Source organism: Bacillus sp. LR_5 (assembly GCF_042709275.1).
On sequence record NZ_JAVAXX010000240.1, the window covers coordinates 1 to 9,804 of the forward strand.

The 9,804-nt window shown below is 46.3% G+C and carries 11 protein-coding genes; 5 read left to right on the plus strand and 6 right to left on the minus strand.

All coding sequences use genetic code 11. The annotated features are described in order from the left end of the window. The first annotated feature begins 39 nt into the window (after positions 1 to 39). The 3 genes from citM to nosA all read left to right on the plus strand — a co-directional run bounded on the left by citM (position 40) and on the right by nosA (position 3,401). Positions 40 to 1,341, plus strand: coding sequence for an Mg(2+)/citrate complex secondary transporter CitM (citM, locus tag RAC86_RS29615; protein ID WP_003242978.1), 1,302 nt, complete (start codon positions 40 to 42; stop codon positions 1,339 to 1,341). 55 nt (positions 1,342 to 1,396) lie between these two features. Continuing rightward, the gene (locus RAC86_RS29620; protein ID WP_080529060.1) at positions 1,397 to 2,191 is read left to right on the plus strand and encodes an MBL fold metallo-hydrolase; all 795 of its coding nucleotides are present in this window, start codon (positions 1,397 to 1,399) and stop codon (positions 2,189 to 2,191) included. Positions 2,192 to 2,309: 118 nt separating this feature from the next. Then, on the plus strand, positions 2,310 to 3,401 hold the full coding sequence (gene nosA, locus RAC86_RS29625) for a nitric oxide synthase (protein ID WP_003233711.1): 1,092 nt from the start codon (positions 2,310 to 2,312) through the stop codon (positions 3,399 to 3,401). On the opposite strand, the gene RAC86_RS29630 is transcribed toward nosA, so the two are convergent. Then, on the minus strand, positions 3,392 to 3,667 hold the full coding sequence (locus RAC86_RS29630) for an acylphosphatase (protein WP_038428601.1): 276 nt from the start codon (positions 3,665 to 3,667) through the stop codon (positions 3,392 to 3,394). The genes nosA and RAC86_RS29630 overlap by 10 nt on opposite strands. 66 nt (positions 3,668 to 3,733) lie before the next feature. Here RAC86_RS29630 and RAC86_RS29635 point away from each other — a divergent pair, with 66 nt between their 5' ends. Beyond that, positions 3,734 to 4,399, plus strand: coding sequence for an MOSC domain-containing protein (locus tag RAC86_RS29635; RefSeq protein WP_038428602.1), 666 nt, complete (start codon positions 3,734 to 3,736; stop codon positions 4,397 to 4,399). A 40-nt stretch (positions 4,400 to 4,439) separates the two neighbouring features. Here RAC86_RS29635 and RAC86_RS29640 read toward each other — a convergent pair whose 3' ends face one another. From RAC86_RS29640 to map, 4 genes are all read right to left on the minus strand, one after another. Next, positions 4,440 to 4,577 carry a YflJ family protein gene (locus RAC86_RS29640; protein WP_003239885.1) on the minus strand — a complete coding sequence of 46 codons (138 nt, stop codon included), beginning with the start codon at positions 4,575 to 4,577 and terminating at the stop codon, positions 4,440 to 4,442. 156 nt (positions 4,578 to 4,733) lie between these two features. Continuing rightward, positions 4,734 to 4,889 carry a hypothetical protein gene (locus RAC86_RS29645; RefSeq protein WP_032722995.1) on the minus strand — a complete coding sequence of 52 codons (156 nt, stop codon included), beginning with the start codon at positions 4,887 to 4,889 and terminating at the stop codon, positions 4,734 to 4,736. A gap of 106 nt (positions 4,890 to 4,995) precedes the next feature. Next, on the minus strand, positions 4,996 to 5,310 hold the full coding sequence (locus RAC86_RS29650) for a DUF3243 domain-containing protein (protein ID WP_003233700.1): 315 nt from the start codon (positions 5,308 to 5,310) through the stop codon (positions 4,996 to 4,998). An 81-nt stretch (positions 5,311 to 5,391) separates the two neighbouring features. Then, entirely contained in the window at positions 5,392 to 6,141 is a 750-nt protein-coding gene (gene map, locus RAC86_RS29655) for a type I methionyl aminopeptidase (RefSeq protein WP_038428604.1), read from the minus strand. Positions 6,142 to 6,312: 171 nt separating this feature from the next. On the opposite strand from map, the gene nagE reads away from it, so the two are divergent. After that, positions 6,313 to 7,671 (plus strand): N-acetylglucosamine-specific PTS transporter subunit IIBC, encoded by a 1,359-nt coding sequence (nagE, locus tag RAC86_RS29660; RefSeq protein WP_003243372.1) that lies wholly within the window; start codon positions 6,313 to 6,315, stop codon positions 7,669 to 7,671. A gap of 32 nt (positions 7,672 to 7,703) precedes the next feature. On the opposite strand, the gene ltaS is transcribed toward nagE, so the two are convergent. After that, positions 7,704 to 9,653, minus strand: a complete 1,950-nt coding sequence (gene ltaS / locus RAC86_RS29665) for a lipoteichoic acid synthase (protein ID WP_003233694.1) — start codon at positions 9,651 to 9,653, stop codon at positions 7,704 to 7,706. Between the last annotated feature and the right edge of the window lie 151 nt (positions 9,654 to 9,804).

Here is a 9,804-nt window from a genome sequence, read left to right on the forward strand (position 1 = left end):
AGAAAAAATGTAAGCGGATTCATTTAAGGGGGAATGGATGTGTTAGCAATCTTAGGCTTTCTCATGATGCTTGTGTTTATGGCATTGATCATGACAAAACGGCTTTCTGTTTTAACAGCATTAGTTTTGACGCCGATTGTGTTTGCGCTTATCGCCGGATTTGGATTTACTGAAGTTGGGGACATGATGATTTCGGGGATTCAGCAAGTCGCGCCGACTGCGGTCATGATTATGTTTGCGATCTTATATTTTGGAATTATGATTGATACAGGCCTGTTTGATCCAATGGTTGGCAAAATTTTAAGCATGGTCAAAGGAGACCCTTTAAAAATTGTTGTCGGGACAGCGGTCCTTACAATGCTCGTCGCCTTGGACGGAGATGGCTCGACAACGTACATGATTACGACAAGCGCCATGCTTCCGCTCTATTTGCTGCTAGGCATCCGGCCAATTATCTTGGCAGGAATCGCGGGAGTCGGCATGGGAATCATGAACACGATTCCATGGGGCGGTGCGACGCCGAGGGCGGCGAGTGCGCTGGGGGTTGATCCAGCTGAGCTTACAGGGCCGATGATTCCTGTCATTGCAAGCGGGATGCTTTGTATGGTGGCAGTTGCGTATGTGCTTGGAAAAGCGGAACGAAAGCGCCTTGGTGTGATTGAACTGAAACAGCCAGCCAATGCCAATGAACCGGCTGCTGCGGTTGAAGATGAGTGGAAGCGGCCGAAGCTTTGGTGGTTCAATTTATTGTTAACGCTTTCTTTAATAGGATGTTTAGTATCGGGTAAAGTCAGTTTAACCGTACTGTTTGTCATTGCGTTTTGTATTGCGCTGATTGTGAATTATCCCAATCTCGAGCATCAGAGACAGCGCATCGCGGCGCATTCCAGCAACGTGCTGGCTATCGGTTCAATGATTTTTGCCGCGGGGGTGTTCACGGGGATTTTGACAGGCACGAAAATGGTTGATGAAATGGCGATCTCGCTCGTGTCCATGATACCGGAACAAATGGGCGGATTGATCCCAGCGATTGTTGCCTTAACAAGCGGCATTTTCACATTCTTGATGCCGAATGACGCGTATTTCTACGGGGTGCTGCCGATTTTATCAGAAACAGCTGTCGCATACGGTGTGGATAAAGTGGAAATTGCCAGAGCCTCTATTATCGGCCAGCCGATTCATATGCTGAGTCCGCTTGTGCCATCCACTCATTTGCTTGTCGGGCTCGTCGGAGTTTCTATTGATGACCATCAAAAATTCGCATTGAAATGGGCGGTTCTTGCAGTGATCGTCATGACGGCTATCGCTCTATTGATCGGTGCGATCTCTATTTCCGTATGATAATTCAGGCGTAATGACACACACTAACGGCATACAACATTCCGGAGGTGTCATTATGAGTGATCCTTATATGCCGCTGACTTCAGTCAGAAGCGGAACGGGGTTCGAAGCGGCAAAAGGGGTGCACGGCCTGACTGTGCAAATTGCGAATGTCTATTTTATTCAGCTGCCTTCTGAACCTCACTCATTTGTTTTAATTGATGCCGGCATGCCTCAATCAGCCGGCATGATTGTCAATGAAGCCAAACAAAGATTCGGTGAAGGGTTTCAGCTGAAGGCGATTATTCTCACACACGGGCACTTTGACCATATTGGGGCAATCGAAGAAATCCTTGAGCATTGGGATGTGCCTGTTTATGTCCATTCTCGGGAAATGCCCTATGTAACAGGTAAAGAGGGTTATCCTCCGGCTCGTCCTGACAGCAAGAGCGGGCTGGTCGCCAAGCTGTCGCCGTTGTTTCCGCGGCACTCTATCGATATTTCCTCACATGTCCAGGCACTGCCGGAAGACGGTTCAGTTCCTTTTCTTGACGAGTGGATGTGGATCGCGACACCAGGACACACGCCGGGCCATATTTCGTTATTCCGCGATGACGGCCGCGTGCTTGTGGCAGGTGATGCTGTTATTACAGTGGAACAGGAGAAAATGGCTGACGTCTTGATACAAAAACAGGAGCTTCACGGGCCGCCGGCTTATTTCACGCCTGACACAGAGACGGCCGCGGAGTCCATTCTAAAGCTGGCCGGTCTTGAACCGGAAGCGTTATTGACAGGGCACGGCATACCGATGACCGGCAAAAACTTTCGAAGTGACTTAACTGAATTGGCAAATCGGTTATCGTCTATTTGACACCCGCACCACGCGGGTGTTTTTTATTGTTTTCCAGGAAGTTGCAGAAAAATCATTTGTCTTGCCGCTTAAAAACGATACAATGAAAAGCATGAAGTGATGTGAAGGGGAGAGTTTGTTGGAAGAAAAAGAAATACTCTGGAACGAAGCGAAAGCGTTTATTGCCGCATGCTATCAGGAATTGGGAAAGGAGGAGGAAGTGAAAGACCGTCTCGAGGACATTAAAAGTGAAATTGACCTGACCGGAAGCTATGTACATACGAAGGAAGAGCTGGAGCACGGAGCGAAAATGGCTTGGAGAAACAGCAACCGCTGCATCGGCAGATTGTTCTGGAATTCGCTGAATGTTATTGACAGACGAGACGTCCGGACGAAGGAGGAAGTGCGTGACGCCCTCTTTCACCATATTGAAACCGCCACCAATAACGGGAAAATCAGACCGACCATTACGATTTTCCCTCCGGAAGAGAAGGGTGAAAAGCAAGTCGAGATCTGGAATCATCAGCTGATCCGGTACGCTGGATATGAGTCAGACGGAGAAAGAATCGGCGACCCGGCTTCCTGTTCCCTGACAGCAGCCTGCGAAGAGCTCGGCTGGCGCGGAGAACGAACGGATTTTGACCTGCTGCCGCTCATTTTTCGCATGAAAGGCGACGAACAGCCTGTCTGGTATGAGCTGCCGCGTTCACTTGTGATCGAGGTTCCAATCACACATCCGGACATCGAGGCGTTTTCTGATTTGGAGCTGAAGTGGTACGGCGTGCCTATCATCTCTGATATGAAGCTTGAGGTCGGGGGCATTCATTATAATGCCGCGCCATTTAACGGCTGGTATATGGGCACGGAGATCGGAGCGAGAAACCTCGCAGATGAAAAGCGGTACGACAAGCTGAAAAAAGTAGCGTCCGTGATCGGCATCGCCGCTGATTACAATACGGATTTATGGAAGGATCAAGCGCTAGTTGAATTGAATAAAGCTGTGCTGCACTCGTATAAAAAGCAGGGTGTCAGCATCGTTGACCATCATACAGCGGCAAGCCAGTTTAAACGGTTTGAAGAACAGGAGGAAGAAGCGGGCAGAAAGCTGACGGGGGACTGGACGTGGCTGATTCCGCCAATTTCACCCGCTGCCACTCATATCTTCCACCGATCCTATGATAACTCAATCGTTAAGCCGAACTATTTTTATCAAGATAAGCCTTATGAGTAAACACTAGAAAATCGATGATGGCCTTCAAGGCTGCGGGATTCAGTCACAGAGATGTCGGTAACCTTTGAGAAAGGGCTTCCGTTCTTTACAGCCTCAACAAACGATTGCAGGGCGTTTTCCGGACCCTCTGCCAAAATCTCGACACGCCCGTCATCACGGTTTTTGACCCAGCCGGCCAGTTTTCGCTTATCAGCTTCCATTTGAACAAAATAGCGAAAGCCCACACCTTGAACCCGGCCGTCTACAATGATTCGGTATTGAAGCATGTAAAAACCACCTTTTCTTTTTATGATAATCAATCATTTTACAACCTGTAAAGGGGATGTGTTTGTATGAAACCAGAGCGCTATTCAGTTCTTTCTCTTAATCTGGGAAAACCGCAGACGCTTGAATATGACGGAAAGAAAATCGATACCGGCATCATGAAGCGTCCGGCTGAATCAGCCGTCATGCTGTATCGGGAGAATTTTGAAGGAGACGGACAGGCGGACCTCGTCAACCACGGCGGACCTGATAAGGCTGTCTGTGTCTACCCGGCGGAGCATTATCCGTTTTGGGAAGAGTTCCTCTCAAGACCGCTGTCAAATGCCGCATTTGGAGAAAATCTGACGGTCGCGGGCCTGACTGAGGAGAATGTTTGCATCGGGGATGTGTTCAGGCTTGATGAAGCTGTTGTTCAGGTCAGCCAGCCGCGCCAGCCGTGTGTAAAGCTGGCGAAAAAGTTTGGTGTAAAAGAAATGGTGCTGAAGGTCCAGCAAACCGGCTATACAGGGTTTTATTTTCGCGTGCTGGAGGAGGGCAGGGTGTCTCCCGGCGCGAACCTTGAATTGCTGTCCAGAGGAGAGAAGGGCATATCCGTCCAGTTCGCCAACCGCATCAACTACCATGATGCAAAAAATCTCACCGCCATTGAACGGATTTTAAGTGAGGCTGCACTATCGGAAAGCTGGAGAGCGTCCTTTATGAAAAAAAAGGACAGGCTGCTGCCGGTTGAATAGAAAAAAGCCGCGCATATCAACGTGCGCGGCTTTGCCATATTTAAGATTGTTTTTTCTTTGTTTCAAGCAGGTTGGCAAGAAAATAGGTTTTATAGCTTTGAAGCTTTCTTCCCTCATGGTGCGTGATCCCCTGCTTTTTTAGTTCTGCCACATACCAGCCTTTACTGCCGTAATGCATGTCAGAAAACTCCTTTCCCTATCTGATTTCGAAACGATTGGCATTGTAACATCTATAAAAAGATGCTGAAAAGAGATGCGGGGAAAACTGAGCCTTTCGAACTAGATGTGCGAATGTTCTTCTGTATGTATATGCGGAGCAAAAGCCGAATATGATTTAATGGCCGGTTAGTTTGATCATGACAACGCCAAATGTCATAATGGCGAAAACAATGCCGATATATGTGAGCATCCCGTTTTTTTTCTTAACGCCGTAAACGGTTATAATGATGCCTTCAATGAAAAAAATGATGCCGAAAATAATAAACCACATGCAGATAAAGGCTCCTTTCACAGACATAATAGTAGTGTAGCATATCTGAAAGAGCCGGGCTGTGATAATATCAAGAAAGCCGGGCGCATATCGCCCGGCTCATGTTTTATTGTTTATCAACCAATTTGACCAGAAGCTGTGCCAAATGTTCTTTCTCATCTTCGTCTGCAACGCTCCAAAGCTCTTGCAGCAGCATTTCTTCACCGTTTTGCGGCTCTTCATGCTTTGCGAGATAGTCTCCCAGGATCGCAGCGCTTTTCACAAGCTTGCCGTCATCCAATCCCAGCTTTTTGCCTCGGTTGACTTGTTTTTTCAGGTAGCCTTTAAATTCATCAAAGTCTTTTAAAATGTCTTCTTTTATTGTGCCATGCATCGCGTTCATTTCGTTTTCAATTTGGATTTTTTCTTGATCTCTGTTCATTGCAAGACCTCCTCGTGCAGAATAATGATGTTTTACCTGCTAATGGAGGAGGTTAAACCTGCCGGAAGCCCGGAATGTGTTTTACAGTTTCGTCAGGATAATCGGTTCATCTTTTGTGATGACGATCGTGTGTTCAACTTGGGCAACCATGCTTTTATCCGGCGTCTTGAACGTCCAGCCGTCTCCAGCTTCAACAATCGTTTCTGCTTTCGTTGAAATAAACGGTTCAAGCGCGATGACTGTGCCATTTTTGAACAGTGCGTTATCAAACGGATCATAATAGTTCATGATGTGATTCGGCGATTCATGCAGGCTTCGGCCGATTCCGTGGCCGGTCAGGGTTTTGATGACGGTAAAGCCTTGAGAGCGTGCTTCATGATAAACGGCTCTTCCGATCTGGTTTTGGCGCTTGCCCGCTTTTGCCTGCTGAAGCCCCTTTTGAAAAGCGTTTTCCGCGCATTGGCAAAGCTTATGAAGGCGTTCTTCTCCTTCACCGAGCACAAATGAGATGCCTGTGTCGGAATAGAAGCCGCCAAATTCAGCGGAGATGTCGATGTTGACAAGGTCCCCTGCTTTTAAAATTTTGGATGTGCTTGGTATGCCGTGAGCCACTTCATCATTTACGCTGATGCATGTCACGCCTGGAAAATCGTATTCCTTCTCAGGAGCTGAAACGGCGCCATGCTCATCAAGCACAGCTTTTCCGATAAGGTCAAGGTCTTTTGTGCTCATGCCGGGCTCTGCCTTCCGCTTCATTTCTTCACGCGCAAGCGCGACGATTCTTCCGATTTTTTTCAGGCCTTCTAATTCTTGATCGTTTGTTACAATCATCTGTCATTCCCGCTTTCTTTTTAAATAATCTAGATTAAGCTTACCACAACTGTCTTAAAAATAGGAAACACACGGACCTGGGAAAAAAGAAATACCCCCGGGAAAATTGGTATAGATCACTAGATATCTTATGTGGTATATTTGAAAAAAAAGGGTATGAGGGGGATGGGTATGCTTTCATTTTTACAAAAACTCGGGAAGTCATTTATGCTCCCGATTGCAGTTCTGCCTGCGGTTGGAATTATCCTTGCGCTTGGCAGAGAGGATGTATTTAATATCCCGTTTGTCTATCAGGCGGGGACGGCGGTTTTTGATCATCTGCCGCTTATTTTTGCGATCGGAATTGCCATCGGCATTTCAAAAGACAGCAATGGGGCAGCGGGTTTATCAGGGGCGATATCGTATCTGATGCTTGACGCGGCAACAAAGACAATTGATAAAACAAATAACATGGCGGTGTTTGGGGGAATTATTGCCGGTTTAATTGCCGGTTACACCTATAACCGCTTCAAGGATACCAAGCTGCCTGAATATCTCGGGTTCTTCAGTGGCAGACGGCTTGTGCCGATTTTAACAGCCATTATTACGATCATTTTAGCGGGCATATTCGGAGTCGTCTGGCCGCCGATTCAATCGTGTATAAACTCATTTGGAGAGTGGATGCTGGGGCTCGGCGGCATCGGGGCAGGCATATTCGGCCTATTCAACAGGCTGTTAATTCCGCTTGGCCTTCACCATGTGCTGAACAATATTTTTTGGTTCCAATTCGGGGAATATAACGGAGTGACAGGGGATCTGGCGCGCTTTTTCGCGAAAGATCCGACAGCGGGCACATATATGACCGGATTCTTCCCAATCATGATGTTCGGTCTTCCGGCGGCGTGTCTGGCTATGGTTGTGACTGCGAAGCCGTCTAAACGGAAAGCGACGGCTGGGATGATGATTGGGTTTGCTTTAACGGCGTTTATCACAGGGATTACGGAGCCGATTGAGTTTGCATTTATGTTTTTATCTCCGCTTTTATACGCTGTTCACGCGGTCTTAACCGGGTTATCTTTATTTATCGTCAACTGGCTCGGCATCCGCTCAGGCTTCTCTTTTTCAGCCGGAGCTATCGATTATGTGCTCAGCTATGGAATCGCGGAAAAACCGCTGCTTCTGCTTTTGGTAGGTATATGCTATGCGGCAGTATACTTTATCGTGTTTTATGTACTGATTAAGGCTTTGAATTTAAAAACGCCTGGACGGGAAGACGATGATGTAGATGAAGTGCTGGATGAAAATACTGTTCAGGATGTAAATGAAAACATCATGCTGAAAGGGCTCGGCGGAAAAGAAAACCTTCAAACCATTGATCATTGCGCCACAAGGCTGCGACTGACTGTGAAGGATACCGCTTTGGTGGATGAAGCGCTGCTAAAGAAAGCAGGCGCAAAAGGGGTTGTCAAATCAGGGGGGCAATCGGTTCAAGTCATTATTGGCCCGAATGTGGAATTTGCGGCGGAAGAATTGAGGGCTGCTGTCAAATAAAAAAGCGGAGAGGTTGCCCTCTCCGCTTTTTCTTATTTATCTTCGTTATCCTTTGACGTTTCGGAAGAATCTTCGTCATGTTTTGTGTAATCATAATCAGAAGGATTCACCTTCTTAAAACCTTTCGGCTCGTAGAACCGCAGCAGGTCTCCGTTTATGATTTTATCGGACATTTCAAGTTCCTTCTTGACGAGCGAGTCTTCTGACTTGTCGACTTCGGATTCATCGAGTTCTTTTCCGGTTTTCGTGTCGTAATACTTACCGGATATTTTCGTGTACTTCGGTGAAATAAAGTCTCCGTTTCGGAACGGAATCACTTCACGGTGTTCTTTCGATAAAATATCAGAACCGGACATCAGATAGTCCTTCGTATCCACTCCGAGCAGATGCAGAATGGTAGGAGCCACATCAACGTCTCCGGCATATTTATGAACTTTCTCGCCCTTCACGCCGGCAGCGTGGATAAAGAGCGGCACCCGTTGAAGCTGGGCATTGTCGTAATCAGTGATTTCATCTTTGCCAAGCACTTTCGCCATCGCTTTATTGTGGTTTTCAGAGATGCCGTAGTGGTCTCCGTACATCACAATAATCGATTTATCATATAACCCGTCTTTTTTCAGATCATTGAAGAATTGTTCAATGGACTGATCAAGGTAATGGGCTGACTGGAAGTAGTTATCGACGACAGAGTCACCAAAGTCTCCAGCCGGGAAGTCTGTATCCCCCTCATCCATTCCGAATGGGAAGTGGTTAGACAGGGTAATGAACTTCGTATAGAACGGCTGCGGCAGGCTTTCCAGCAGCGGCATTGATTCTTTGAAGAACGGTTTGTCTTTCATGCCGTAGTTTTTCGTGTTTTCTTCGTTCATGTCATAGTAAGCAGAATCAAAGAATTTATCAATGCCTTCCGCCTTGTACATTTCGTTACGGTTCCAGAACGTCTGCGTGTTCCCGTGGAAAGTAGCAGATGTGTAATTCTTAGACTTCAGAATCGCCGGAACGGATTGCAGCGTGTTTTGCGCTTTGTTTACGAAAACTGAACCTTGAGCCAGCGGGTACAGAGAGTTTTCCATCATAAATTCAGCATCAGATGTTTTACCTTGTCCCGTTTGGTGGAAAAAGTTATCAAAGTAGAACGTTTCGTTATCATGTGCCAGTTTATTTAAGAACGGTGTCACTTCTTTGCCGTCAATTTTATAGTCGATGATAAATGACTGCAAAGATTCAAGTGAAACGTAAATGACGTTTTTTCCTTCCGCTTTGCCGAAATACACGTTATTCGGCACATCGTAATTGGCTTTCATGTAGTTTTCCACTTCCGTCACGTCGCTGGAATCGGCAAGCGCGCGCTGGCTGTTGGACTTGATATTCTGTACAGCGTCATAAATCGTGAAATTGTATGTTCCCAAGTATTTCACAAGATAGTTCCGGTCGAATGATCTTGTCAGCAATTCAGGACGGTCTGATTCCGCAACTGCCAGGTTGATCAAGAACACAAGAATTGAAGACGCAAAAATAATTCGGAACGATTTTTTGCTTGACGTTTCGGCAGGCTTGTTTACTTTGATCGCCAAGATGATCAGGATGATCGTATCGATAAAGTAAAAGGCGTCAGTCGGTCTCATCAGCGAAAATGCGCTGTCTCCGAGTTGGCCGCCGTTTGTTTTAGCCTGCATAATGACCGGAATTGTAATAAAATCATTGAAAAATCTGTAGTACACAATGTTGGCGTACAGTAAAAAAGACATTAAAAAATGAATCACTATAATGGCTGTCTGCTGTAATTTTTTCTTGAACAAGAGTCCAAAGCCAAGAAAGAACAAGCTTGAGCTAAGAGGATTCACAAAAAGCAATATTTTTTGTATCGTGTTGTCTATTCCTAAGTTGAAGTTCAGGACATAACCGACATACGTTTTGATCCATAACAGGACGACCGCGATTAAGAAGAAGGCCAGTCCTCTTTCTTTTATAAATGTTTTCATTGTTACACTCCTTTTTTCCGATCCAGTTCGAGCGAAACGATAGAAAAAACGAACGTATCCAATATAACACGAATCAGCAGATTAGAAAAGTGAAAATCGTATGAGGGAGAAAGTGGCGAAAAACGCCGTCGAATCAACGTTTCGCTTAGAT